Source organism: Suilimivivens aceti, assembly GCF_025567405.1.
Lineage (GTDB): Bacteria > Bacillota > Clostridia > Lachnospirales > Lachnospiraceae > Suilimivivens > Suilimivivens aceti.
Genome location: NZ_JAOQKJ010000006.1, coordinates 155,505 through 180,990 on the forward strand (window position 1 = coordinate 155,505; position 25,486 = coordinate 180,990).

Annotated in this window: 20 protein-coding genes and 1 tRNA gene; 19 read left to right on the top strand and 2 right to left on the bottom strand. The window is 45.8% G+C overall.

What is annotated here, in order from left to right; genetic code table 11:
- Positions 1-19: 19 nt before the first annotated feature.
- The 15 genes from OCV77_RS08705 to OCV77_RS08775 all read left to right on the top strand — a co-directional run bounded on the left by OCV77_RS08705 (position 20) and on the right by OCV77_RS08775 (position 18,576).
- Positions 20-1,018, top strand: coding sequence for a LacI family DNA-binding transcriptional regulator (locus OCV77_RS08705; RefSeq protein ID WP_262574657.1), 999 nt, complete (start codon positions 20-22; stop codon positions 1,016-1,018).
- 49 nt (positions 1,019-1,067) lie between these two features.
- A tRNA-Trp gene (locus OCV77_RS08710) sits at positions 1,068-1,138 on the top strand.
- A 152-nt stretch (positions 1,139-1,290) separates the two neighbouring features.
- A complete protein-coding gene (locus OCV77_RS08715; protein WP_262574659.1) occupies positions 1,291-1,701 on the top strand; it encodes a 4-alpha-glucanotransferase in 411 nt (136 codons plus the stop codon).
- Entirely contained in the window at positions 1,589-2,632 is a 1,044-nt protein-coding gene (gene malQ, locus OCV77_RS08720) for a 4-alpha-glucanotransferase (RefSeq protein WP_262574660.1), read from the top strand. Before OCV77_RS08715 ends, malQ begins: the two co-directional genes overlap by 113 nt.
- Positions 2,551-3,708 carry an alpha-amylase family glycosyl hydrolase gene (locus tag OCV77_RS08725; protein ID WP_262574663.1) on the top strand — a complete coding sequence of 386 codons (1,158 nt, stop codon included), beginning with the start codon at positions 2,551-2,553 and terminating at the stop codon, positions 3,706-3,708. Before malQ ends, OCV77_RS08725 begins: the two co-directional genes overlap by 82 nt.
- Complete coding sequence (locus OCV77_RS08730; protein ID WP_262574664.1) at positions 3,690-4,061, top strand: hypothetical protein; 372 nt, start codon at positions 3,690-3,692, stop codon at positions 4,059-4,061. Before OCV77_RS08725 ends, OCV77_RS08730 begins: the two co-directional genes overlap by 19 nt.
- 371 nt (positions 4,062-4,432) lie before the next feature.
- Positions 4,433-4,900 carry a hypothetical protein gene (locus OCV77_RS08735; RefSeq protein ID WP_118798186.1) on the top strand — a complete coding sequence of 156 codons (468 nt, stop codon included), beginning with the start codon at positions 4,433-4,435 and terminating at the stop codon, positions 4,898-4,900.
- A gap of 14 nt (positions 4,901-4,914) precedes the next feature.
- Positions 4,915-5,499, top strand: a complete 585-nt coding sequence (locus OCV77_RS08740; protein WP_118798187.1) for a TetR/AcrR family transcriptional regulator — start codon at positions 4,915-4,917, stop codon at positions 5,497-5,499.
- Positions 5,500-5,559: 60 nt separating this feature from the next.
- Complete coding sequence (locus tag OCV77_RS08745) at positions 5,560-6,501, top strand: M14 family metallopeptidase (RefSeq protein WP_262574665.1); 942 nt, start codon at positions 5,560-5,562, stop codon at positions 6,499-6,501.
- A 12-nt stretch (positions 6,502-6,513) separates the two neighbouring features.
- Complete coding sequence (locus OCV77_RS08750) at positions 6,514-7,449, top strand: M14 family metallopeptidase (RefSeq protein WP_262574667.1); 936 nt, start codon at positions 6,514-6,516, stop codon at positions 7,447-7,449.
- A 119-nt stretch (positions 7,450-7,568) separates the two neighbouring features.
- Complete coding sequence (locus tag OCV77_RS08755; protein WP_262574668.1) at positions 7,569-11,369, top strand: phosphoribosylformylglycinamidine synthase; 3,801 nt, start codon at positions 7,569-7,571, stop codon at positions 11,367-11,369.
- A gap of 144 nt (positions 11,370-11,513) precedes the next feature.
- Positions 11,514-13,151, top strand: a complete 1,638-nt coding sequence (locus OCV77_RS08760) for a DUF3298 and DUF4163 domain-containing protein (protein ID WP_262574669.1) — start codon at positions 11,514-11,516, stop codon at positions 13,149-13,151.
- A 121-nt stretch (positions 13,152-13,272) separates the two neighbouring features.
- Positions 13,273-14,466: a carbamoyl phosphate synthase small subunit gene (locus OCV77_RS08765; protein ID WP_118798191.1), complete on the top strand. Its 1,194-nt coding sequence runs from the start codon at positions 13,273-13,275 to the stop codon at positions 14,464-14,466.
- Positions 14,459-17,674, top strand: coding sequence for a carbamoyl-phosphate synthase large subunit (carB, locus tag OCV77_RS08770; protein ID WP_262574670.1), 3,216 nt, complete (start codon positions 14,459-14,461; stop codon positions 17,672-17,674). The genes OCV77_RS08765 and carB overlap by 8 nt, the downstream gene beginning before the upstream one ends.
- Before the next feature lie 11 nt (positions 17,675-17,685).
- On the top strand, positions 17,686-18,576 hold the full coding sequence (locus tag OCV77_RS08775; RefSeq protein WP_262574672.1) for a LysR family transcriptional regulator: 891 nt from the start codon (positions 17,686-17,688) through the stop codon (positions 18,574-18,576).
- Here the strand turns inward: OCV77_RS08775 and OCV77_RS08780 are convergent.
- Entirely contained in the window at positions 18,561-18,848 is a 288-nt protein-coding gene (locus tag OCV77_RS08780; RefSeq protein WP_262574673.1) for a hypothetical protein, read from the bottom strand. The two genes, OCV77_RS08775 and OCV77_RS08780, sit on opposite strands and share 16 nt — an antisense overlap.
- 151 nt (positions 18,849-18,999) lie before the next feature.
- Here OCV77_RS08780 and OCV77_RS08785 point away from each other — a divergent pair, with 151 nt between their 5' ends.
- Complete coding sequence (locus tag OCV77_RS08785) at positions 19,000-21,465, top strand: beta-mannosidase (RefSeq protein ID WP_262574675.1); 2,466 nt, start codon at positions 19,000-19,002, stop codon at positions 21,463-21,465.
- Positions 21,466-21,589: 124 nt separating this feature from the next.
- Positions 21,590-23,266 (top strand): GGDEF and EAL domain-containing protein, encoded by a 1,677-nt coding sequence (locus tag OCV77_RS08790; protein WP_262574677.1) that lies wholly within the window; start codon positions 21,590-21,592, stop codon positions 23,264-23,266.
- Positions 23,267-23,270: 4 nt separating this feature from the next.
- Here the strand turns inward: OCV77_RS08790 and OCV77_RS08795 are convergent, their stop codons facing one another.
- Complete coding sequence (locus tag OCV77_RS08795) at positions 23,271-23,630, bottom strand: metal-dependent transcriptional regulator (protein ID WP_118798196.1); 360 nt, start codon at positions 23,628-23,630, stop codon at positions 23,271-23,273.
- Positions 23,631-23,820: 190 nt separating this feature from the next.
- Between OCV77_RS08795 and OCV77_RS08800 the strand changes: the two genes are divergently transcribed.
- On the top strand, positions 23,821-23,958 hold the full coding sequence (locus tag OCV77_RS08800; RefSeq protein ID WP_118798197.1) for a FeoB-associated Cys-rich membrane protein: 138 nt from the start codon (positions 23,821-23,823) through the stop codon (positions 23,956-23,958).
- A gap of 41 nt (positions 23,959-23,999) precedes the next feature.
- Entirely contained in the window at positions 24,000-25,454 is a 1,455-nt protein-coding gene (locus tag OCV77_RS08805; protein WP_262574678.1) for a methyl-accepting chemotaxis protein, read from the top strand.
- The last annotated feature ends 32 nt before the right edge of the window (positions 25,455-25,486 follow it).

Consider the following 25,486-nt stretch of genomic DNA (forward strand, 5'->3'; position numbering starts at 1 on the left):
GAGTGTGCAGGCAGGAAGAATGGCAACAATTAAGGAAATAGCAGACAGACTTGGAGTATCGATCAGTACAGTGTCAAAAGGGCTTAATGGAGCAACAGACGTCAGTATCGAACTGCGGCAGACAATTCTGGATACAGCGGTAGAGATGGGTTATGTGACAAAGCGGATGAAAAAGGAAGAACACAGAAAGCTTTGTCTGTTCATAGAAAATATGAAATATGAAGCTGCCGGTGACTTTGGATATGATATAGTGCTTGGCTTCCGGCAGGCGGCATTCAGAGATAACTGGCGCGTGGAGGTGCTCCCTGTTACACCGGGATTCCAGGCACAGGAAAAATATGATACGTTTATGCTCAAAAATGGGTATTCAGGCGCTTTCCTGGTAGGCTTCGCCCTGCAGGATCCCTGGATGGAGCAGCTGCAGGATACTGGGATCGCAACAGCACTGTTTGATAACTTTGTCTGGAAGAATCCCAATGTAGCATATATTGGAACTGACAGTTTTGAAGGAATAGATACGGCAATCCTGCATCTGCAGGAGCTGGGACATAAGAAGATCGCTTTCCTGAATGGTTCCCTGCATTCCATGATCACGGAATGCAGACAGGAGGCCTTTTATGACAGTATGGAAGCGCATGGACTGAAAGTAGATCCGGAGATGGTAGCAAATGGTTATTATGTAGCGGAATCTGCCAAGGATTTTGTGCCGGCCTTTGTGGAAAGAGGAGCTACAGCTATTGTATGCGGTAATGATCTGCTCGCTTATGGTGTGCTGAAGGAATGTGAGAGGCTGCATAAGAGGGTGCCGGAGGATATCAGTGTGATCGGTTTCGATGATCTGCCAATGTCAGCAGTAACAGCACCGCCTCTTACCACGATCCGTCAGGAAAGGGCAGAGCTTGGAAAATGTGGTTATATGGCATTGCATTCCCTGATGAATCATGTGTCTATCAGTAAGACACTTTTACGTCCAGCATTTATCAAAAGAAAATCTACTGCAAAAGCTGTTGACAGATAGGGGTGTTTTAGATATAATGAATTTCGGTGGTCTTGAGAACCACAGAAATAGGGGCATAGTTCAACGGTAGAACAGCGGTCTCCAAAACCGTCGATGTGGGTTCGATTCCTACTGCCCCTGCTTGAAAAACCTGGTAAATACCAGGTTTTTTTGTTTTTATTTTCTGAAAGCGAAAAAATACGAAAAAATAAAAGACATAAGAAGAGAAAGATAGTATAATACAGGTAATGACGGATTCGGATATTTAAATATGCGGGAGGGAGAATACCAGTATGAAGAAAGCTCAAAGACAGGAAGACCGTATGCAGAGGGGAGCCGGGATCCTGCTGTCAATTACCAGCCTGCCTTCTCCGCATGGGATCGGCACCATCGGAAGGGAAGCTTATGATTTTGTAGATCTTCTTGCAGAGATGAAACAGAGCTACTGGCAGGTGCTGCCTCTTGGACCGACAGGCTATGGAGACAGTCCGTATCAGTCTTTTTCTGCCTTTGCCGGGAATCCCTATCTGATCGATCTGGATGAACTGGTAAGACAGGGACTGCTGACAGAGGAAGAAGCAGGCAGTGCGGATGGGGAGACTGGGAGCCTTAAGATATCTGAAGCAGAGAAAGGAAAAGGCACTACAGAAGATCCGCAAGGAGGAACAGGAAAACTGCGAGTTTTACTGCTTCCTGCAATATGAGTTTTTCAGGGCGTGGACAGACCTGAAGGCATATGCAAACGGAAAGGGGATCCGTATCATAGGGGATATCCCTCTTTATGCGGCGCTTGACAGTGCAGATGTCTGGGCAGAAAGAGAAGAGTTTCTGTTAGATCAGGAAGGAAGACCTACGGTAGTGGCAGGCTGTCCGCCGGATGCCTTTTCGGATGACGGACAGAAATGGGGAAATCCCATTTATGACTGGGAGAGAATGGAAAAGGAAGGCTTTTCCTGGTGGCGGCGCAGGATGGATGCTGCCGGAAGGCTTTTTGATATCATAAGACTGGATCATTTTATCGGATTTGCCAGATATTACAGTATTCCGGCAGAGAATGAAAACGGACGGAACGGAAAATGGAATAAGGGACCTGGCAGGAAGCTGACAGAGGCCATAGAGGAGACACTTGGGAAAAACAGGGTGATCGCAGAGGATCTTGGGGTACTGGTACCGGCGGTGAAGAAGCTTCTGAAGAAGACCGGATGGCTGGGAATGCGGGTGCTTTTGTTTGCCTTTGACGGAAATCCCCATAATGAACATCTTCCCTACAATTACGAGAGCCAGAATGAGGTTGTCTATACCGGAACCCATGATAATGAAACTGTAGCCGGATATTTTGCGCAGAAGACACAGAAGGAGCTGGAATTTGCGTACCGCTATCTGGAGATCCATGAAAGAAGGCAGATCCCGGATGCATTGATCAGGGAAGCGTACCGGAGCAGTGCAGATATTGTGATCATTTCCCTGCAGGATCTGCTTGGACTGTCAAATGAAGCCAGAATGAATTTCCCGTCCACCATAGGGAAAAACTGGCGGTTCCTGAACCGATTTCCATGGAGGATAATTATCGTACCTATTATGAGGTCTTTGTATATTCTTTTTATGATGGAAATGGGGACGGGATCGGAGATCTGAAGGGACTGACAAAGAAGCTTGACTATATTAATGATGGAGATCCGGTGACGATGGATGATCTTGGATGCAACGGGATCTGGCTGATGCCAGTCATGCCTTCTCCAACTTATCACAAATATGATACGACTGATTATTATAGTATTGATCCGGAATATGGCACCATGGAGGATTTTGAAGCTTTTCTTTCAGCCTGCAGGGAGCGTGGGATCAAGGTGATCATGGATCTGGCACTGAACCATACTTCTTCAGAGCATCCCTGGTTTCAGGAGGCGTGCAGCTATCTGAAAGAACTGGGAGACGGAGAACCGGATCCGGGCGAGTGCCCGTATGTGTTATATTACAATTTCTCCAAAGAGAAAAAGAGCGGCTTCAGTCCGGTGAAGGGAAGTGATATCTGGTATTATGAAGCACAGTTCTGGGATGGCATGCCGGATTTAAATCTCTACAACGAAGAACTCAGGGCAGAAATTGAGAAGATAGCAGACTTCTGGCTTGCTAAAGGAGTGGGCGGCTTCCGGCTGGATGCAGCGAAGGAGTATGTGACGGGAGCGGATGGCTCTAATATAGAGATCCTTTCCTGGTTTAATGATGTGGTGAAGGAGAAATATCCGGATGCTTATCTGGTGGCAGAGGTCTTTTCTGATATGGCTGTTTATGAAAAGTATTATGACAGCGGCATTGACAGCCTGTTTGATTTTGATTTTGCCAACAAGGATGGTATCATTGCAAAGGTGGTAAAGGGAAATACGCCGGCATCCTTTTACAGCCAGAGACTACAGGAGATCGAAGGAATCTTTTCTGCACATAATAAGGATTATATCGATGCACCCTTTTATACGAACCATGATATGGGACGGAGTGCTGGATACTATGCAGGAGAAGGCTCAGAAGCACAGACCAAGCTTGCAGGTGCCATGAATCTGATGATGAGCGGCAGTGCCTTTATCTATTACGGGGAAGAGCTTGGCATGAAAGGCTCCGGTAAGGATGAAAATAAGAGGGCACCCATGTATTTTTCCAGTGATCCATCTGCGGTATGTGCAGAGGACCGTCAGACATGGATGATTTTGAGATGAAATTTGGAAGCTATGAAGAACAGAAGGATGATCCTTCTTCAGTTTACCAGTATTATAAAAAGGCAGTCTATTACCGGAATCTGTATCCGGAGATCCGGAAGGGAACAGTAAATGATCTGCCGGAGTATGATTCAGACAGCGTGGCAGCCTTTACCAAAACATGGGAGGAGCTGCAGCTTCATGTACTGATCAATGTATCAGGAGAAACACAGACACTGGCACTTCAGGAAAATCTGCAGGAGGCAGCACTGGAAAACGGGCTGTATACAGGAGAAGAGGAAGCAGACCTGACAGAAGGAAATCTGACCATACCACCTTATGGGATCGTATTCCTGCGGAGTGGAATGAAATGAAAAAATGAAACATAATGGCAATGCAGCCGGAAGGTTCTAAGCATTGCCATTTATTCGTGCATACAGCAAACAAAAATCCCTGAGAGAAACTCTCAGGGATTTCTGTTGTGTAAAAGGGGAATTCTTCCGGAATTGCTAATTAGCTCGAACTGACTTCCGTAATCAGTTCGATTATTATTATATTGCTTGAATCAAGTAAATTCTACAATTATATTGAGAAAAAATAAAAATATATTAGCATGATGGTAAAAAGCTTGTCGAAAAAGGTGGAAAAAAGAGTATTTTCTTTATTTTCAACGTGTATTTCTGTTATTTTTATGATAAGATAACTCATAGATGTAGAAATTTGCAGTTTTAAGGAGCAGTTTGTGATGACAGAAGAGAAGGAAAACCTGTACAGACAGGAAAAAATACAGAAATATACTGCAATTTTTAAAAATCTGTTTCGATATATTCCATGGCTGAAAGAAAAGCAGGGGCAGAGTACCTCCCATATTTATGAGAATGAAGAACTGAACCGTTCTTCCATGCCGGTAAGAGTATATGATTCCACGCTGCTTTCCCTTGTAAAGGAACTGAATGCCACGGGACTGATGGACAGGAATTACGTTTATACTTTTTCAAGGAATATGCTTCGTACAGTGCAGGATGAAAAAAGATGGATCGCCTCTGCACAGCTAAAAAACATAGAGGATGTATTTGCCATTATGGCGAAGTATGTACTTGGTGGCATGACCAGAGGGAATCTTTGGACAGATGCCATAGAAAATGGTATTTTTCTGGAAGCACTTCTGAAGATCAGAGAGCTTCTGGAAGTACATGACAGACCGCTTGCATAGGAGCTGTTACTGGTATGGGAGAGAAGTCACTTCAGAAGAAAAAATACATACTGGAGAAGGCCAGAGAGGTCTTTATGGAAAAGGGATACAAGAATGTAACGATGAAGGATATTGTTGATGCCTGTGAGATCAGCCGCGGAGGTCTGTATCTGTATTTCCCGGGAACTAGGGAGCTTTTTCTGGAAGTATTGAAAGCAGAGCAGGAGGATTCGGGCAGTGAGTTCGAACAGAAGATTGGCAAGGATTTTGGCCCGGCAGATATTCTGGCATTGTTTCTGAAGGAACAGAAAAGAGAGCTTCTGACGAAAAAGGGGACTCTGCAGAAGGCCTGCTATGAATTTTTCTTTGAAGAGAATGATTACAGCAGGGAAAATCTTCTGAAGAAGCAGTTCGATGCGGCAGTCATGGTGATCCAGAGACTGATAGAGGAAGGCGTGGAGATCGGAGAATTTTGCTGTGAGGAACCAAGAAGGGCAGCCAGCAACATTATGTACGTACTGGAGGGCCTCAAGGTTGCAGCAAATACCCGGGGAGTGACAGAAGCTGCTGTGGATCGGGAAATTATGTATATGATGCAGAATTTGGTGGCAGAAGAATAGAGAAAAGCTTCAAGGCTTCAGATGCCCTGAAGCTTTTCTTTTTGGGAAAGGACAGGAAATATGATCAGGGAAATCATAGCAGCACAGCTTCCGGTAGGGGAAAAGCTGCGGATCGTAAAAAACAGGATAGAGGGAAAAGACCCGGATTCTGGAAGGATTGCTATCGTATCCGGTATTCACGGGGATGAATTTGAAGGACAGTATGTGATCTATGAAATGGTAAGACGGCTGCAGGAGCATCCGGAATGTCTGCATGGGAGTGTGGATCTGTATCCGGCACTGAATCCGCTTGGCATGGATATGGCAGTCAGGGAGCTGCCTGGACTTCATATGGATATGAACCGGATATTCCCGGGAAATGAGAACGGGACTGCACTTGAAAAAGTGGCAGCAGCTATTGTAGGAGATATAGCAGGAGCGGATCTTTGCCTGGATATTCATGCCAGTAATATTTTTGCACGTGAGATCCCGCAGGTGCGGATCAGTGAGGAATTTGCAGAAAGGGTGCTTCCCTATGCGCAGCTTATGAATGTGGATATGGTATGGACCAATGCTGCAGAAACAGTACATGAAGCAACACTGGCACATTCATTGAACCTGCTGGGAGTCCCTTCCTTTGTTGTCGAAATGGGAGTAGGAACAAGAATCAGCCGGCATTTTGGAAATCAGGTGACAGATGGTATTTTTCATCTGATGAAGCATATTGGGATGTGGAACGGAGAACTGAAAGGTAAGATCCAGCAGCCGGTGCTTTCCACAGACGGAGAGGTTGAATTTATCAGATCCGGTTCGACAGGGGTTTTTCTGCCGGAGATCGAACATAATCACTTCGTAAAAAAGGGAGACAAGCTGGGTGAGGTGATCGATCCTTTGCGGGGAGAGGTGCTGGAGGAGATCCTGGCACAGAGAAACGGGCTGGTATTTACACTCCGGGAGTACCCGTTTGTCCGGGAGGGAGCATTGCTCCTCCGGATCCTGACGGGAATAGACCATGATGAATGAGGTTAATGAATTATGTTTACAGAAAATATCTATACGGTGACTTCTCCATACAGGGAAGATATGATCATAAAGGGCTACAGCTTTGGAAAGGGTGATGAGGCTGCCTGTATCCTTGGATCCGAAAGAGGAAATGAGGTGCAGCAGATGTATATCTGCTCCCAATTGGTAAAAGCCCTGAAGGAACTGGAGGCAAATGGCTGTGTCAGTGCAGGAAAGAAAATACTGGTGATACCGGTGATCAATTCCCTTGGGATGAATGTTGGTGAAAAGTTTTTCGGGGTGGAAAACCAGGATATCAACAGAAGGTTTCCGGGAAGAAAGACAGGAGACAGCGCAGACCGGCTGGCAGAAGGGATCTTCAGTAAGATTCGCAATTACACCTATGGGATCCAGCTGACAAGCTTTTATATGGCGGGGGAGTTTGTCCCGCATGTCAGAATGATGGAGACCGGCTTTCAGAATACTTCACTTGCCAATCTTTTCGGACTGCCTTATGCTATGGTGCGGAAGCCGACTCCGATTGATACGAAGACACTGAACTATAATTGGCAGAATAAGATGACAGCAGCGTTTTCCCTTTACACAAACAGGACAGATACGATAGATGAAAAGAGTGCAGGGCAGGCAGTGGCAGCAGTACTGCGGTTCCTGACAAGAATGGGGATCATCCGTTACGAAAGCCACAGCGGCTATATCAGTCATGTGATCCTTGAGCAGGATCTGACAGATGTACATACGATGTCAGGCGGTATTTTTAAGGGGCTGGTAAGTCCCGGAGAGGATGTCCGGTATGGACACAGGATGGCAGAGATCATAGATCCTTATGAAGGATATGTGAAGGAAACGATTCTTGCCCCGACAGATGGTATCGTATTTTTTGCCCATACAGATCCGCTTGTCACAGAAGGAGACATTGTTTATCAGCTGATCCACAGACTTCATGAGTGAGGAAGAAGTATCCGAGAATAATTTGCAGAATCCGTTGCAAAAAAGACAGGATTCGATATAATGTAAATGATATGCGCACAAAAACTAGTACAATTCATCAACGGAGGAAATGAATTCACATGGGAAATGTAAGACGTATCTACGTGGAAAAGAAACCGCCCTTTGCCGTCAAGGCGAAGGAATTAAAGGAAGAGATCGTAGGCTACCTTGGCATTACGGGAGTGAAGGAGGTAAGAGAGTTCATTCGGTATGATGTGGAGAATATCTCAGATCAGATTTTCGAAGAAGCATGCAGAACCGTATTTTCCGAACCGCCGGTTGATATTTTGTACAGAGAAAATATAGAGATCCCAGCAGATGGAAAGGTATTCAGTGTGGAATTCCTGCCAGGACAGTTTGACCAGAGAGCAGATTCCGCAGTACAGTGTGTGAAGTTCTTAAAGGAAGATGAGGAACCGATCATCAGGACTGCAGTAACCTATCTTTTAACCGGAGATATCAGCGGGGAAGAATTCGGGAAGATCAAAGCGTACTGTATCAACCCTGTGGATTCCAGGGAGACCGGCATGGAGAAGCCGGATACCCTGGTAAGTGAGTATGAAGAGCCTGCAGATGTTATTATCTTTGACGGTTTCTGTGAAATGGACAGAGACAGCCTTAAGGAGCTGTATGATTCCCTGTCCCTTGCCATGACGTTCAAGGATTTTTTGCATATCCAGAATTATTATAAGACAGAGGAACATAGAAATCCCACGATGACAGAGATCAGAGTACTTGATACCTACTGGTCAGATCACTGCCGTCATACCACATTTTCAACAGAATTGAAGAATATTGAGTTTGAGGATGGCTATTACAGAGCTCCCCTTGAAACAACCTATGAAAGCTATCTGGATACACGTAAGGAGATCTTTGAAGGCAGAAGTGACAAATTTGTCTGTCTGATGGATCTGGCACTGATGGCTATGCGTAAGCTGAAGAAGGACGGCAAGCTGCAGGATATGGAAGAATCTGATGAGATCAATGCCTGCTCTGTAGTCGTACCTGTGGAAATTGATTATGGGGAAGGACCTGTGACTGAAGAGTGGCTGGTGTTCTTCAAGAATGAGACACATAATCATCCTACCGAGATCGAGCCCTTTGGTGGGGCAGCTACCTGCCTTGGCGGTGCAATCCGTGATCCCCTTTCAGGAAGAGGCTATGTATATCAGGCCATGCGTGTAACAGGTGCGGCAGATCCTACGGTTCCGGTTTCTGAAACACTGAAGGGCAAGCTTTCACAGAAGAAGCTGGTCAGAGGTGCAGCAAGCGGATATTCTTCCTATGGTAACCAGATCGGTCTTGCAACCGGCTATGTAAAGGAGATCTATCATCCTGATTATGTTGCTAAAAGAATGGAGATCGGTGCTGTCATGGGTGCTGCTCCCCGGAAGAATGTGATACGTGAAAATTCTGATCCGGATGATGTGATCATCCTGCTTGGCGGAAGAACAGGACGTGACGGCTGCGGTGGTGCAACCGGTTCCTCCAAGGTGCATACAGAAACCTCCATTGAGACCTGCGGTGCAGAGGTACAGAAGGGAAACGCACCTACAGAGCGTAAGATCCAGAGGCTGTTCCGCCGTGGGGAAGTAAGCAGTATCATTAAGAAATGTAATGACTTTGGTGCAGGCGGTGTTTCTGTCGCCATCGGTGAACTGGCTGACGGTCTTGTGGTAGATCTTGATAAAGTACCTAAGAAATATGCCGGACTGGACGGAACAGAGCTTGCCATTTCTGAATCCCAGGAAAGAATGGCAGTTGTGGTATCTCCAGATAAGGTCGAGGAGTTCCTTGGCTATGCGGCTGAAGAGAATCTGGAGGCAGTTCCCGTAGCAGTTGTAACAAAGGAGCCAAGACTGGTACTGAAATGGAGAGGCAGAGAGATCGTCAATATTGCGAGAGCCTTCCTTGATACAAACGGTGCCCACCAGGAAACTGATGTGGTAGTGAATATTCCCTCAAAGGAAGACAATTATCTGAAGAAAACAGCTCTTCCTGCTGTAGCCAGGGCACTGGAAGAGGGTGATATTAAGACAGCTTTTGAAGAAACCTTAAGGGATCTGAACGTGTGCTCCCAGAAGGGACTTGTGGAAATGTTTGACTCTTCTATCGGAGCTGCCAGTGTGCTGATGCCCTATGGTGGTAAATATCAGCTGACAGAAACACAGGTCATGGTAGCCAAGCTTCCTTCCCTGAAGGGCAAGACAGATACCGTTACCATGATGAGTTACGGCTTTGATCCTTATCTTTCTTCATGGAGTCCTTACCACGGTGCAGTGTATGCAGTGACACAGTCCCTTGCAAAGATCGTGGCAGGAGGCGGAGATTACAGCAAGGTCCGCTTTACCTTCCAGGAATATTTCCGCAGGATGACTGCAGACCCTGAGCGTTGGAGCCAGCCCTTTGCAGCACTGCTTGGTGCCTATGATGCACAGATTGGATATGGACTTCCCTCTATCGGCGGCAAGGACAGTATGTCTGGTACCTTTAACGATATTGATGTACCGCCTACATTGGTGTCCTTTGCAGTGGATGTGGCTAAGAATAAAGAGATCATTACGCCGGAATTAAAACAGGCGGGAGATGTACTGGTACAGCTCTGGTTTGATAAAGATGAATATGATATTCCTGTATATGCACATGTAATGGAAATGTTCAGTTTTATTACAGAGCTGATGAGAGAAGGAAAAGTAAAGGCTGCCTATGCACTTGACAGTGCAGGACTTGTTGCCGGTGTCAGCAAGATGGCCTTTGGTAATAAGCTTGGTGTTTCCTACTCAGAAGATATTAAGGAAGGCGATCTTTTTGAAAACTGTCTTGGTGATATCGTGCTGGAAATGTCAGAAGAGGATGCAAAGGCACTGGATGCTGAGGATCTGAACTACAGGATCGTAGCGAAAGTAACAGAAGAGCCGGTATTTACTTATAAGGATGTGAAGCTGACGGTAGAGGAAGCGCTTGCTGATTGGAAGGCACCACTTGATAAGGTATTTCCTTATAAGGCAGAAAAGGGAACAGATAAGGTGGCTTCAGAACCTTATCATACAGACAGTATTTATGTATGTAAAAATAAAGTAGCAAAGCCGACTGTATTTATCCCGGTATTCCCCGGAACCAACTGCGAATATGACAGTGCAAGGGCATTTGAAAGAGCCGGTGCGAAGGTGATCACCAGAGTATTCCGCAATCTTTCCGCAGAAGATATCCGTTCTTCTGTAGAAGCCTTTGAAAGGGATATTGACAAGGCACAGATCATCATGTTCCCCGGTGGTTTTTCAGCCGGTGATGAACCGGATGGAAGTGCCAAGTTCTTTGCAACAGCTTTCCAGAATGCAAAGATCAAAGAAGCGGTTATGAGGCTTCTGAATGAGAGGGATGGTCTTGCACTTGGTATCTGTAACGGATTCCAGGCACTGATCAAGCTGGGACTGGTTCCCTATGGTGAGATTACCGGTCAGAAGGAGGATTCCCCGACACTGACCTTCAATACCATTAACCGTCACATTTCCAAGATGGTTTATACCAGAGTGGTATCTGACAAGTCACCCTGGCTGCAGGGTGCAGAAAACGGTGGTGTTTATGTGACTCCTGCCTCTCACGGAGAGGGACGCTTCGTAGCACCGAAGGAGTGGATCGACAAGCTCTTTGCAAATGGCCAGGTAGCGACCCAGTACTGTGATCCGGAAGGCAATGTTTCCATGGATGAAGAGTGGAATGTCAACGGTTCCTATGCAGCCATAGAGGGTATCACCTCGCCGGACGGCAGATGCTTTGGTAAGATGGCACATGTAGAGAGAAGAGATAAAGGTGTTGCCATTAATATTTACGGAGAGCAGGATCTGAAGATCTTTGAATCCGGTGTTCACTATTTCAAATAAAAGAATGGAAAATGGCCTCGCAGAATTGTTTTCTGCGGGGCTTTTTTGAAAGAAAATATATTTAAGCTAAAACGTAGATAGAATCGAACGAAATAAGTATAATGGCAGTACAAAGAGAAAGGCGGAAGTGTAAAAGGAGACCATATGAAAAAGAGAAGTTACTACGTGATACTGTTTGGATTGACGGCACTGCTTCTTTCCAGCTGCGGGAAAAATGCAACAGGTGGAGCAGAAAGCAGTGAAGCAGGAACCGAGGCAGCAGGCGGTGAATCAGAAGATGGGACAGCAAGCGGAGGAAAGGCCGGATCAGTGACTGGAAGTGCAGTTATTCCCCTGTTTGTGGATTACGATTATGAATCCGTATATAGTGATAGTACCTATAAACAACTGATCAGTACCGAAATTCCGAAAGTCATTGTGCTGGATGACCAGCATGAGGCCCTTCAGAAAACGCTGGATACGTGGAATCAGGAAATTTATGACGACCAGATGGCAGAGTATACGGAAGCAAAGAATGACTGGATGGAAATATGGGAAAATGCTGGAGAAGATACTTATGCGCAGGATCTGACCGTTGAGGGAAGCATCAACTTTTTCCGGACAGATGAGAAGTTAATAAGTCTTTATTATAATGAATATCTCTGGCTTGGCGGTGCACATCCTTCTACATTTGGAAGGACACTCAATGCAGATCCTTTAACAGGGAAAATACTGACCCTGAGGGATATTGCAGCAGATTATGACAGTCTGTATGAAAGAGCCGCAGAGAAGCTTGCTGAGATTAATGAGGAAAGTGGCCTTTATGAAGGGTATGAGGATACCCTGAACAGTATTTTTTATGAAGAGAACAGTGACTATGGGGAGCCGTTATTTACAGTTTCTGCGGATGGAGTGACAGTTTATTTTAATATGTATACGCTGGCACCTTATGCAGCAGGTGCACAGCAGCTTGATTTCCCTTTTGCAGAGTATGGGGATCTGTTTCTGGAAGAATACCAGAAGAAGCAGAAGGACAGTGCTGTGGCACTTGAGGAGGAAGAACGGATCAGTATCGATCCTGACGGGGATGGAACAGAGAAAGAGTTTTATTACAGGGCTGACAGAGATGAGGATGGCTATGCCACCTCCTTTATCATCAGCTATGACGGACAGGAATATGATACGGTAACGCTGAAGGGAACAGAAGATTATATCAGCAGCTACCAGTCTTACGGTTATGTGATCCGCAGCGAAGATGGAAGATATTTTCTGTATCTGCAGAATTTTGGAGAGGGAGATCAGTCCTATCTGCAGGTGTTTGCCCTGACAGAGGACGGACCTGTATTTGTGGGAGCAGAAGGGCTTTCCATGAATGGACAGGAAAGGACGGAACTGGATCCGGACAGCTTCCTCATGAGCAGCCGGTTTGATATCCTCGGTACTTACAGTGCTTTTAAAACCTTCCATACAGGAGAGGATGGCATGCCGGAAACAGAAGATGAACTGTGGACAATAACAGCAGCCTATACAGACTGGAAGATAGAACTGACATCTATGGTTGACCTGCAGCTTCCGGTGAGAGAAAAAGGAACAGAAAGAGGAAGCGGCCAGGAAGAAACAGTTCCCGCAGGAAGTACTTTTATACTGATGAAAACAGATGGCGTAAATTATGTGGAAGCAGCTCTTCCAGATGGCAGGATCTGTGAATTTACCCTGGAGGCTCCAGAAGAGGATGGATGGGTATGGAAACTGAATGGCGAAGATATTGAGGAGTGCTTTACGTATATTCCCTATGCCGGCTGACATAACGGTAAGCTCCAGTATGGCTGAAAGTATGAAAAATGTCAGTTGAAGCAGGGGAAACCTTATGCTATAATAAATCGATTATGGATTTTTGGACAAAGGAAGGGAGACGGATACTTATATGAAGGCATTTTTAATCCTGGAAGACGGCACCGTTTTTGAAGGAACGCATATCGGCGCAGTCAGGGAAGTGATCAGTGAAATAGTATTCAATACATCAATGGCGGGGTATCTGGAGGTTCTGACAGATCCTTCGTATGCCGGTCAGGCAGTGTGCATGACGTATCCTCTGATTGGAAATTACGGGGTATGCCTGGAAGACATGGAATCAGTACAGGCATGGCCGGATGGATTTATTGTCAGGGAATTATCAAGGATCCCCAGTAATTTCCGAAAGGATATCACGATTCAGGAATTCCTGGAGCAGCAGAATATTCCCGGTATTGCAGGAATTGATACCAGAGCCCTTACGAAGATCCTCCGTGAAAAGGGTACTATGAATGGCATGATCACTACAGATGAAGCCTATGACCTTAACACAGTTCTCCCTAGGTTAAAAGAATATACCACCGGCAAGGTAGTGGAAAAGGTAACCTGCAAGGAAAAATATGTGATCAAAGGATCCAGAGATCTTGCAGAAAACGGAGCGATTTCCGGAAGCGCCAGATTTGATAAGGAAGCTTATGAAGCCGGCGAAAGAGAAATGCGCCCCAGTATCGTAAAGGAATTAAACGGTATTGGCAAGAAGGTAGCCCTTCTTGATCTTGGCGCCAAGAAGAATATCGCACACTCCCTGGCACAGCGTGGCTGTGATGTGACCGTATATCCGGCACTGACCAGTGCAGAGGAGATCCTGAATGACCATCCGGACGGCATTATGCTGAGCAACGGCCCGGGAGACCCCAAGGAATGTACCTCTATTATTAAAGAAATTAAAAAGCTGTATGATTCAGATGTGCCGATCTTTGCAATCTGCCTCGGACATCAGCTCATGGCGCTGGCTACCGGAGCCGATACCTTCAAGATGAAGTACGGACATCGTGGCGGTAACCATCCTGTGAAGGATCTGGAGACCGGAAGAGTATATATTTCTTCTCAGAACCACGGCTATGTAGTAGATATGGACAAGCTGGATCCTGCTGTGGCAGTACCCGCTTTTATCAATGTAAATGATGGAACCAATGAAGGATTAAAATATACGGGAAAGAACATCTTCACCGTACAGTATCATCCGGAGGCATGCCCGGGTCCTCAGGATTCCGGCTATCTGTTTGACAGATTTATCAAGATGATGGAGGTTAACAAAGATGCCTAAGAATCCTAATGTAAAGCGAGTTATGGTAATCGGCTCCGGCCCTATTGTGATTGGTCAGGCAGCAGAGTTTGACTATGCAGGAACCCAGGCCTGTCGTTCCCTGAAGGAAGAGGGTATAGAGGTAATCCTGGTCAATTCCAACCCGGCAACGATCATGACAGATAAGGATATTGCAGATAAGGTTTATATTGAGCCTTTAACAGCACGTGTCCTCGAGCAGATCATTGAAAAAGAAAAACCGGACAGCATCCTGCCTACGCTTGGCGGACAGGCCGGACTGAATCTTGGTATGGAGCTTGCAGAAAGCGGGTTCCTTGTTTCCCATGGGGTAAAGCTCCTCGGAACTACAGCAGCTACCATCAGGAAGGCGGAGGACCGTCAGGAATTCAAGGATACCATGGAAAAGATCGGAGAGCCCTGTGCGGCATCCAAGGTTGTTGAGAGTGTGGAGGATGGTGTTGCCTTCACAAAGACCATCGGTTATCCGGTAGTACTGCGTCCTGCCTATACTCTTGGCGGAAGCGGCGGTGGAATCGCCCATAATCAGGCAGAGCTGGAGACCATTCTGGAGAACGGACTGCGTCTTTCCAGAGTAGGACAGGTGTTGGTAGAAAGATGTATCGCAGGCTGGAAAGAAATCGAATACGAAGTAATGCGTGACAGCGCAGGAAACTGCATCACCGTCTGCAACATGGAAAATATCGACCCGGTTGGGGTACACACCGGAGACAGTATCGTAGTGGCACCCTCCCAGACCCTTTCTGACAAGGAATACCAGATGCTCAGAACCGCAGCCCTCAATATCATTGATGAGCTGCAGATCACCGGTGGATGTAATGTGCAGTTTGCCCTGCATCCGACCAGCTTTGAGTACTGTGTTATCGAGGTAAACCCCAGAGTAAGCCGTTCTTCTGCTCTTGCAAGTAAGGCAACCGGTTATCCGATCGCCAAGGTGGCAGCGAAGATCGCCCTCGGTTATACATTGGATGAGATCAAGAATGCAATTACAGGAAAGACCTATGCAAGCTTTGAGCCTACACTGGACTATTGTGTAGTGAAGCTGCCGAGACTTCCTTTTGACAAGTTTATTACAGCAAAGAGAACACTGACCACACAGATGAAGGCTACCGGAGAGGTTATGAGTATCTGCCATAACTTTGAAGGAGCCCTGATGAAGGCTATCCGTTCCCTGGAGCAGCATGTGGACTGTCTGCTCAGCTATGATTTTTCTGCCCTGAACAGGGAAGAACTGCTGGAGCGGCTGAAGATCGTAGACGATCAGAGGATTTACGTGATCGCAGAGGCGCTCCGTAAGGGGATCGATTATGATGCCATCCATGAGATCACTATGATCGATGAGTGGTTCATTGACAAGCTGGCAATCCTGGTAGAGATGGAAAATGCCCTGAAGGAGGGCCCGCTTACTGTAGATCTCCTGAAGGAAGCCAAGAGGCTGGAGTTCCCGGATAATGTCATCAGCAGACTGACCGGCAGACCGGAAGAAGAGATCAAAAAGCTGCGTTATGATAATGGCATCGTAGCAGTTTACAAGATGGTAGATACCTGTGCAGCCGAGTTTGAGGCAAGCACACCTTACTATTATTCAGTATATGGCGGCGAGAATGAAGCCGTAGAGACCAACCCGAAGAAGAAGGTGCTGGTACTTGGCTCAGGACCAATCCGTATCGGACAGGGTATTGAGTTTGACTACTGTTCTGTCCATGCTACCTGGGCCTTTGCAAAGGCCGGCTATGAAACAGTGATCATTAATAACAATCCGGAAACAGTAAGTACAGACTTTGATATCGCGGATAAGCTGTATTTTGAACCTCTGACACCGGAAGATGTGGAAAGCATCGTCAATCTGGAAAAGCCGGATGGAGCTGTTGTACAGTTTGGTGGACAGACAGCGATCAAGCTGACAGAAAGCCTGATGAAGATGGGAGTTCCGATCCTGGGAACCAAGGCAGAGGATGTAGATGCGGCAGAGGACAGAGAGCTGTTTGACAAGATCCTTGAGCAGACAGAAATCCCAAGAGCTGCAGGTGGTACAGTTTATACTGCAGAGGAGGCCAAGGCGGTAGCCAACAGGCTGGGTTATCCTGTACTGGTAAGACCTTCTTACGTGCTTGGCGGACAGGGCATGCAGATCGCCATTTCCGATGAAGAAATAGAAGAATTTATGAACATTATCAACCGGATCGCACAGGATCACCCGATCCTGGTAGATAAGTATCTGCAGGGCAAGGAGATCGAGGTTGATGCGGTATGTGATGGAGAAGATATCCTGATTCCAGGTATCATGGAGCATATTGAAAGAACAGGTGTCCATTCCGGTGACAGTATTTCTGTATATCCGGCACCGACCATTACAGCTGCAGTGAAGGAAAAGATTGCAGAGTACACCAGAAGACTGGCAAAGGCACTGCATGTAAAGGGACTCATCAATATCCAGTTTATTGCGATCGGTGAGGATGTTTATGTTATCGAGGTTAACCCCAGATCCTCCCGTACCGTTCCTTATATCAGCAAGGTAACCGGTATTCCTATCGTGGATCTGGCTACAGAGGTCATCATTGGCAAGACGATCAGAGAGCTTGGCTATGAGCCGGGACTGCAGCCTGAGGCAGATTACTTCGCTATCAAGATGCCGGTATTCTCCTTCGAGAAGATCCGTGGAGCAGAGATCAGCCTTGGGCCGGAAATGAAGTCTACCGGTGAGTGCCTTGGTATTGCAAAGACCTTTAACGAGGCACTGTACAAGGCATTCCTTGGTGCAGGCGTGGATCTGCCAAAGTACAGGCAGATGATCATCACAGTAAAGGATGCCGACAAGGGAGAGGCTATTGAGATCGGACAGCGTTTCGAGAAGCTTGGTTATACCATTTATGCAACAAGAAGTACCTGTAATGCGTTAAAGGAAGCAGGAGTCCATGCAAGACAGGTCAACAAGATCTCACAGGAATCCCCGACTGTTATGGATCTGATCCTTGGACATAAGATTGACCTTGTCATTGATACACCGACCCAGGGACGGGATAAGACGAGAGACGGCTTCCTGATCCGTCGTACAGCGATCGAAACCGGTGTCAACTGTATCACTGCCATGGACACGGCAAGGGCACTGGTAACCAGCATGGAGCACAAGATGGATCAGTTTACCCTGATTGATGTGGCTTCCATTAAGAGCAGGGGTCTGAAGGAATAACAGGAGAGGATATGATCGGTAATCTGGAATACTATAAGGTATTTTATTATGCAGCATCATATGGAAGTATAACAAAGGCGGCTGTGGCACTTTCTGTGTCACAGCCTGCTGTAAGCCAGGCAATCAGACAGCTGGAGGAGAGCCTTGGTGCAAAGCTGTTTATCCGTGCATCCCGGGGCATCCGGTTGACTGCAGAGGGAGAACAGCTTTTTTTGTCTGTAAAAAAAGGTTATGAGGAGATTGAAAAGGGAGAGAGGCAGCTTCGTCAGATGCTGGATCTGGAAAGCGGAGAGATAAGAGTGGGAGCCAGTGATATGACGCTCCGGTTTTATCTGCTGCCTTTTCTTGAAAAATACCATGAGAAATATCCGCATATCAAGGTTACAGTAACCAATGCCCCAACACCGGAAACCCGGCAGCTTCTGAAGGAAGACCAGATCGACTTTGGACTGATCACGTCACCCTTTGAGGAGCAGGAGGAGCAGGAGACTTTTCCGGTGAAGGAGATTGAGGACTGCTTTGTAGCAGGAAGAAAATTTATCCAGTATAAAAATAAGATGCTGGATCTGCAGGAGCTGGAAAAGCTCCCTTTGATCTGTCTTGAAAAAAATACCAGTACCAGGGCATGCATGGATCGGTTTCTCTATCAGAATCATGTGGAAATGCATCCTGAATTTGAACTGGCGACCAGTGACATGATTGTGCAGTTTGCCCTGCGTAATCTGGGGGTAGGCTGTGTGATGAGGGAGTTTGCAAAAGAGCAGCTGGAGTCTGGCAGACTGTTTGAACTGCGGTTTAATAAGATCATACCAAGACGGCATATCTGTGTGCTGAAAGAAAAAAGAAAGCCCCTTTCCAAAGCGGCAGAGGGACTTTTTGAAATGCTTCAGAAGGATTTTTGATCAGGTTTTTCAGCTTCTGGTGCATCTGCAAGGGTATGCTTACCTGTATACTTACCGTAGACCCAGATATAGATCCACAGAAGGATCGGAAGACCGACCGTTGCCATCAGGCAGGCTGCAAAGAGTTGGTCAGAGCCTTCAAAATCCAGAATGGCAAATATAAGAGTCGCCACATACAGGAGAACAAGAAGTACGACACAGATCAGAGCTCCAATCTGTCTGGCACGCCTGGTTTTCGGATTTGTGATTTCATTTTTATGCGCTTGCTTCATGACGCAGTTTCCCTTCTTTTCGTTTTTATACAAAACAAGTATAGCATAGAAAGGACGATTTTGTACAATTTTCTACTCAAAAGTTTCTATTTCCAATGAAGGAGGTATGCTATACTGAAGAACAGAAAATAAATGAACTGGGAGTAAAGAAATGGAAAAACAGATATTAAATGGAAACTGGAATTTAAAAATAAAGGGAAAGGACAGCGGACTGATTCCCGAGAAAGGCATTCCGGTACAGATACCGGGCTCTGTTTACAGTGCCCTTCTTGCGGGAAGCTATATTCCTGATCCCTATTACAGAGATAATGAGCTGCAGGTTCTGCCGCTGATGGACAATGACTTCACCTTTTCCGATACCTTCATGGCAGAGAAGAAGGCTGGGGAGTATGACAGCGTACTTCTCAGGTTTGAAGGAATCGATACACTGGCAGATATTTTCCTGAATGATATATTTCTTGGAAGCACCTGCAATATGCACAGAACCTATGAGTTTGATGTAGCAGAAAGCTTAAGAGAGGGGGAGAATACCCTGCGGGTAGAGCTTCATTCGCCTACCAGATACATCAAGGAAGAAAATGAAAAGGTATATACCGGTGGTTCCGGGGATGCCATGGAAGGCTTTCCACATCTTAGAAAGGCACACTGTATGTTTGGATGGGACTGGGGTCCCAGGCTCCCTGATGCTGGTATTTTCAGAGAGGTTTCCCTGCTGTATATCGCGAAAAGCCGTTTTGATTCTGTGTATATCACGCAGGAGCACGAAGAGGGCAGAGTAACTCTTGACTTTGATGTGGCACTTGAACTGTTTACAGAGGAGGATAACACAAGGATAGAGGTCATTGTAACAGATCCTGAGGGCAGAACCTATGTGCCGGCAGAAGGGGCTGATCCGGAGGATTATCATATCGTTATAACAGATCCGAAGCTCTGGTGGCCGAGAGGCTACGGAGAGCAGCCCCTTTATCAGGTAAAGCTGACTCTGTTTTCTGGGGATGGTGCAGTGCTGGATACCTATGAAAGAAGGATCGGACTCCGTACCCTGACGGTGAATACAGATAAGGATGAATGGGGTGAGTGCTTTGCCCATGAAGTGAATGGCGTGAAGATCTTTGCCATGGGTGCAGACTATATCCCTGAGGATAATCTGTTCTCCAGGATAAACAAAGAAAGAACCAGGAAGCTTCTTTCCGATGCAGCAGCTGTTAATCATAACAGTATCAGGGTCTGGGGCGGCGGTTATTATCCTGACGATTATTTCTTTGATATCTGTGATGAGCTGGGACTTCTGGTATGGCAGGACTTCATGTTTGCCTGTGCCAGCTATGAGCTGGATGATGATTTTGAACGTAATATCACAGCAGAAATCCGGGATAACGTCAGAAGGCTCCGGCATCATGCCTGCCTTGCCCTGTGGTGTGGTAATAACGAAATGGAGACACAGACGTTAGATAAGGCATGGAAGCCCTCCATCAAGCAGAAATACGATTATATCAAGATTTTTGAATATATCATTCCCCATATCCTGCAGGAGGAGGATCCGGTGACCTTTTACTGGCCATCCAGTCCCTCATCAGGTGGAAACTATGATGATCCATGGGATGAAAATCGTGGAGATACCCATTACTGGGCAGTGTGGCATGGCAACAAGCCCTTTACCGATTACAGGAATTACCACTTCCGTTATCTGTCTGAGTTTGGATTCCAGTCCTTTCCATGTATGCAGACAGTAGAGACCTTTACGGAGCCACAGGATCGGAACATTTTCTCCAGGGTGATGGAAATGCACCAGAGAAATACATCAGCCAACGGTAAGATCATGAATTACCTGTCAGCAACCTATCTTTATCCGAAGAATTTTGACCAGCTGTTATATGCTTCCCAGCTCCTGCAGGCAGATGCGATCCGCTATGGGGTGGAGCATTTCCGCAGAAACCGTGGCAGATGTATGGGAGCTGTGGTATGGCAGCTCAATGATATTTGGCCGGTAGCATCCTGGGCAAGCATCGATTACTATGGACGATGGAAGGCGCTGCACTATGCAGAAAAGAGAATGTATGCACCGGTTATGATCTCCTGCGAGGAAACAGGGGAACTCAGTGAAAGACCGTTCTGTGTATCAGAGCCGCATCCTATTTTGGTAAAGGCAAGGCTTCATGTAGCGAATGAGACCATGCAGGAGGTAAAGGGAATTGTGAAATGGAAGGTATGCCTGCCTGACAGTTCTGTGCTTCTTGAGGGGGGACAGGAGCTGACGGTGCCTGCTCTTGACGGTGTATGGCTTGATCAGATCGATCTGGAGGACTTTGAAGAGAGAAAGATCCACATCAGCTATGCCTTTATTGTTAATGGAGAGGTGGTATCTGAAAACAGCTGTCTGTTTACAGCGCCAAAACACTATTTCTTTGAGGATCCCAGGCTTTCAGTAAGGGCAGAAGGAAATAAGGTTACAGTCAGGGCTGAAAAATATGCCAAGAATGTCATGATTGGAAATGCTGATGGAAGCTTAAAGCTTTCTGATAATTTCTTTGATATGGAAGCTGGAGAAAAAACGGTCGAAGTGCTTGAGGGAAATACGGATACCCTTTCTGTCAGATCTGTTTATAATATTGCCTAAATGGCTATTGCTACTACCCAAATAATGTCATTTTGTATGAGAATATTGCATACTCCCGGTTGTTGAACAGCCGGGAGTATGTTACAATTATAAGGGTTATCTTTTGACGAAAGAGGGGTATAGCATGGAAGATTTGTCAAACAAAATGTCGTTTGAGGAAATAGAGCATGTGATAGATATTCTGAATCCATGTGTTGATAATTATCTTTTTGTTCTTAATCTAAAGAATGGGCATTATGTAATATCAGAAAATGCAGTGGACAGATTTCCACTTCCTGCGGCCGATTTTCCTGATTATACAGCTGCTTTTACGAAGGTGGTATATGAAGAGGATCTTGATCTGCTTTCCCAGGATCTTACTGAAATCGTTTCCGGAAAGAAAAGCTTCCATAATCTGCGTTACCGGTGGAAGGACAAGGAGGGAAAGCCGGTCTGGATCAACTGCCGTGGAAATGTACTTGTGGATGAAGAAGGCAGACCGGAACTGATCACCGGCTGTATCAATGAGATCGGCAAGAAACAGCAGGCAGATAATGTCAGCGGACTGCTTGGAGAGACAAGCCTCAGGGCAGAGCTTTCAGAGCTTATTAAGAATGATAAAGGTGTTTTCCTGCGTATAGGTATTGATAACTTCAAGGATATCAATGAGAATAAAGGAATGGAATACGGAGATATGATCCTGCATAAAACAGCAGAATGTATCCGGAGTATAGCAGGATCTGAACGCAGGATCTACCGTCTTGTTGCAGATGAATTTCTGATCTTTGGACAGAACGGAACAGCAGAAAGTGCTGTTGATCTGTACCGTGCGATCCGGGAAGGGATAGATGAACTGATCGAAAAAATCGGATATGATGTATTTTATACGATCTCTGCGGGAATTCTTCCCATTTCAGCAATACAGGATAGGAGCAGTGAGAATATCCTGAAGCTTTCCGAGTTTGCGCTGGCCGGAGCGAAGGAAGCCGGCAAAAATACATATGTGATCTATAAGGAAGAGGATTATCAGAAGTTTCTTGACAAAAAAGAACTGATTCATACCATGCGTAAGTCTGTAAATCAGAATTTTGAGGGATTCGAAGCTTATTTCCAGCCGATCGTAGATATTAAGAGTCAGAAGCTTGTCAGTGCAGAAACACTGCTTCGGTTCAGAACAAAAGAAAGAATGGTTTCCCCGGCAGAATTTATTCCTCTGTTAGAAGAGAGTGGACTGATCATTCCGGTGGGGCGCTTCGTTCTGCATCAGGCACTGAAGGCATGCGGACAGATCCAGAAATATATTCCGGATTTCCGCATATCAGTCAATGTATCTTATATTCAGGTGCTGAAAAGTGATATGCTGACAGAAATTCTGAGTGCAATCAGTATATATAAGATCAAAAGAGGCAGTCTCATCATAGAATTGACAGAAAGCGGATTCCTGGAATGTGATGCCAACTTCAGACGCTTCTGCGATGGACTGAAGAGGAGTGAGATACCGCTTGCTCTGGATGATTTCGGAACCGGATATTCCAATTTCCATTACCTGTATAACTTAAGTCCGGATACCATCAAGATTGACAGATCCTTTACTCTCAAGGCATTAAATAACGGATATGAATATAACCTTCTGCAGCATATGGTAGAGATGACGCACAGTATAGATCTGAAGCTCTGTGTGGAGGGAATAGAAACGAAACAGGAGTTGGATAAGATCAGCAGGATAGAGCCTGATTATATCCAGGGATATTTCTTTGGCAGACCGTGTTCGTTCTCTATATTCATGGAGTCTTATGTAACAGAGGAAAGTAAGGAAAAATAATCTGTTATTTTATGTGATTTTTAATGGCTTCAAAGCTTTCCTTACTGATCACATGTTCCATACGGCAGGCATCCTCTGTGGCTGTTTTCTCATCTACACCAAGGCGCATGAGCCAGTTACTGAGAAGCTGATGACGTTCATAGATCATATCAGCAATCTCCTTGCCGGATGGAGTCAGGTAGATATAGCCTTCTTTGGTAACTGTGATGTGATTCTTTTCGCGGAGATTTTTCATGGCAACACTGACACTTGATTTTTTGAAGTCCAGTTCTTCGGCGATATCAACAGCACGTACCACAGGCTTCTGATGACTGAGTACGAGGATAGTTTCAAGATAATTTTCTGCAGATTCATTTACTTTCATATAGTTGAAGCCTTTCTTTCTGAAGGAAACGGTTTATAGTTTAGAGTATAACTGACTTATATTGTAACACATAAAACTGAAATGTGCAAAAATAACAAATCATCAGCAGAAGAGAGTAATGTGGGAATCATTGACAACTCCATGAGGTTAGCGTATACTAACTATGCAAATGTGGAAAGGAGACCAGCTTATGGGAACAATTATTGTAGGAGCAGTTCTTCTTCTGGTTGTCGGTCTTGCAGTCAGAAGTATGATCCGTGACAAAAAGGCAGGAAAATCTCTTCAGTGCGGTGGAGATTGCAAAAACTGTGGTGGACACTGTCATTAGAAAAAAGTTCACCCACCACAAAAGAGAGGGGAACAAAAGAGATGTCAGAGATGCAAAGAAACAACAAAACAGCTATGATCACTCATTTTACGACAGTACTGCTTATCACAGTGCTGATGCTTTTGCAGACTATTGAGGGAAGAAGCAGTGTACTTTATCTGATCGTAATGACGGTGGTCGGATTTATTCCGGTAATAGCAGAATTTATCAGCTACAGCAAAAATAAGGATACAACACTGATCAAGCATCTGGTTTCTATAGGATTTGCCGTATATTATACAGCATGTCTTTTTACCGCGACAAATCATATGATCTTTGTTTTTGTTATTCCAATGGTCTTTGTGGTGACTATTTTCAATGATGTGAGAAATCTTTTACTGATCAATGTCGGAACGGTTCTGGAAACGCTGATCGTTATCGGTGCTGGTGCAAAGCTTCATCGGTTTGGATATGTGGATACTGATACCGGTGTAATGCAGCTTATGGTCATGCTGCTTGTCGCTGTGTATTCTATTATCACTGTGAGAACAATGAAGGCCAATTCGGAAAAGAAGCTGGAAGAGGTCAGGGCATCCGAGGAAAAGGCAGAGAGGCTGCTTGAGGAGGGTCGGGCTCTTTCAGACCAGCTATCAGCAGGTGTTGGTAATATATCAGATAGAATGAATAAATTAACAGAAGCTTCCAGAGCGACCGGGCGAACCATGGAAGAAGTAAATGCCGGTTCACAGGATACGGCAGAGCATATTCAGGCACAGCAGACACAGACCATGGCGATCCAGGAACAGGTAACAGAAGTGGAAAATACAGTTCTGGCGATCCGGGGGAATATGGATCAGACACTGAAGGCGCTGGGTCAGGGTAATCATGATATTGAAGAGCTGAAAACAGAGGTAGATATTTCCGTACAGAACGGAACGGAGGTAACTGCGAAGCTGGAAGAACTCGAGCATTATATGGAAGAAATGCATTCCATTGTAGAACTGATCGGAGGAATCACATCTCAGACCAGTCTGCTTGCATTAAATGCCAGCATTGAAGCTGCAAGAGCTGGAGAGGCAGGCCGTGGCTTTTCTGTAGTAGCGACAGAAATTTCCGGCATGGCTACAAGAACAAAGGAAGCAACAGCCAATATTGCTGAACTGATTGGGAATGTGTCATCAGCGATCCAGAATGTTGTCGGTGTGATCAAAGAAATGATCAAAGGGATCAATGGACAGAAGGAAGGAACTGACAATGCTGCAAAGCAGTTTGATGCCATCAGGAACAGCACGGTTTCTGTGCAGCAGAGCATTACGCAGCTTGCAGATACGGTGAAGCAGCTGAAGGATTCCAACCAGAACATTGTGGATGCGGTACAGACTATGTCAGCAATCTCAGAAGAAGTTTCTGCGCATGCCGGAGAAACCATGAAGGCAGAGGAAGATAATCAGGTAACCATGAATGAGATATCAGAGATACTGAACGGACTGGTGGATCTGACGAAGGAAGGAAAATAATAAGAAATCTGGCAGCAGGCTGGATCAGGACA

Bases quoted from the DNA above. Each gene is read 5' to 3' on its own strand.
- OCV77_RS08705 (WP_262574657.1), top strand. From the start codon at position 20: ATGGCAACAATTAAGGAAATAGCAGACAGACTTGGAGTATCGATCAGT.
- OCV77_RS08715 (WP_262574659.1), top strand. From the start codon at position 1,291: ATGAAGAAAGCTCAAAGACAGGAAGACCGTATGCAGAGGGGAGCCGGG.
- malQ (WP_262574660.1), top strand. From the start codon at position 1,589: ATGGGGAGACTGGGAGCCTTAAGATATCTGAAGCAGAGAAAGGAAAAG.
- OCV77_RS08725 (WP_262574663.1), top strand. From the start codon at position 2,551: ATGGAGGATAATTATCGTACCTATTATGAGGTCTTTGTATATTCTTTT.
- OCV77_RS08730 (WP_262574664.1), top strand. From the start codon at position 3,690: ATGGATGATTTTGAGATGAAATTTGGAAGCTATGAAGAACAGAAGGAT.
- OCV77_RS08735 (WP_118798186.1), top strand. From the start codon at position 4,433: ATGACAGAAGAGAAGGAAAACCTGTACAGACAGGAAAAAATACAGAAA.
- OCV77_RS08740 (WP_118798187.1), top strand. From the start codon at position 4,915: ATGGGAGAGAAGTCACTTCAGAAGAAAAAATACATACTGGAGAAGGCC.
- OCV77_RS08745 (WP_262574665.1), top strand. From the start codon at position 5,560: ATGATCAGGGAAATCATAGCAGCACAGCTTCCGGTAGGGGAAAAGCTG.
- OCV77_RS08750 (WP_262574667.1), top strand. From the start codon at position 6,514: ATGTTTACAGAAAATATCTATACGGTGACTTCTCCATACAGGGAAGAT.
- OCV77_RS08755 (WP_262574668.1), top strand. From the start codon at position 7,569: ATGGGAAATGTAAGACGTATCTACGTGGAAAAGAAACCGCCCTTTGCC.
- OCV77_RS08760 (WP_262574669.1), top strand. From the start codon at position 11,514: ATGAAAAAGAGAAGTTACTACGTGATACTGTTTGGATTGACGGCACTG.
- OCV77_RS08765 (WP_118798191.1), top strand. From the start codon at position 13,273: ATGAAGGCATTTTTAATCCTGGAAGACGGCACCGTTTTTGAAGGAACG.
- carB (WP_262574670.1), top strand. From the start codon at position 14,459: ATGCCTAAGAATCCTAATGTAAAGCGAGTTATGGTAATCGGCTCCGGC.
- OCV77_RS08775 (WP_262574672.1), top strand. From the start codon at position 17,686: ATGATCGGTAATCTGGAATACTATAAGGTATTTTATTATGCAGCATCA.
- OCV77_RS08780 (WP_262574673.1), bottom strand. From the start codon at position 18,848: ATGAAGCAAGCGCATAAAAATGAAATCACAAATCCGAAAACCAGGCGT.
- OCV77_RS08785 (WP_262574675.1), top strand. From the start codon at position 19,000: ATGGAAAAACAGATATTAAATGGAAACTGGAATTTAAAAATAAAGGGA.
- OCV77_RS08790 (WP_262574677.1), top strand. From the start codon at position 21,590: ATGGAAGATTTGTCAAACAAAATGTCGTTTGAGGAAATAGAGCATGTG.
- OCV77_RS08795 (WP_118798196.1), bottom strand. From the start codon at position 23,630: ATGAAAGTAAATGAATCTGCAGAAAATTATCTTGAAACTATCCTCGTA.
- OCV77_RS08800 (WP_118798197.1), top strand. From the start codon at position 23,821: ATGGGAACAATTATTGTAGGAGCAGTTCTTCTTCTGGTTGTCGGTCTT.
- OCV77_RS08805 (WP_262574678.1), top strand. From the start codon at position 24,000: ATGTCAGAGATGCAAAGAAACAACAAAACAGCTATGATCACTCATTTT.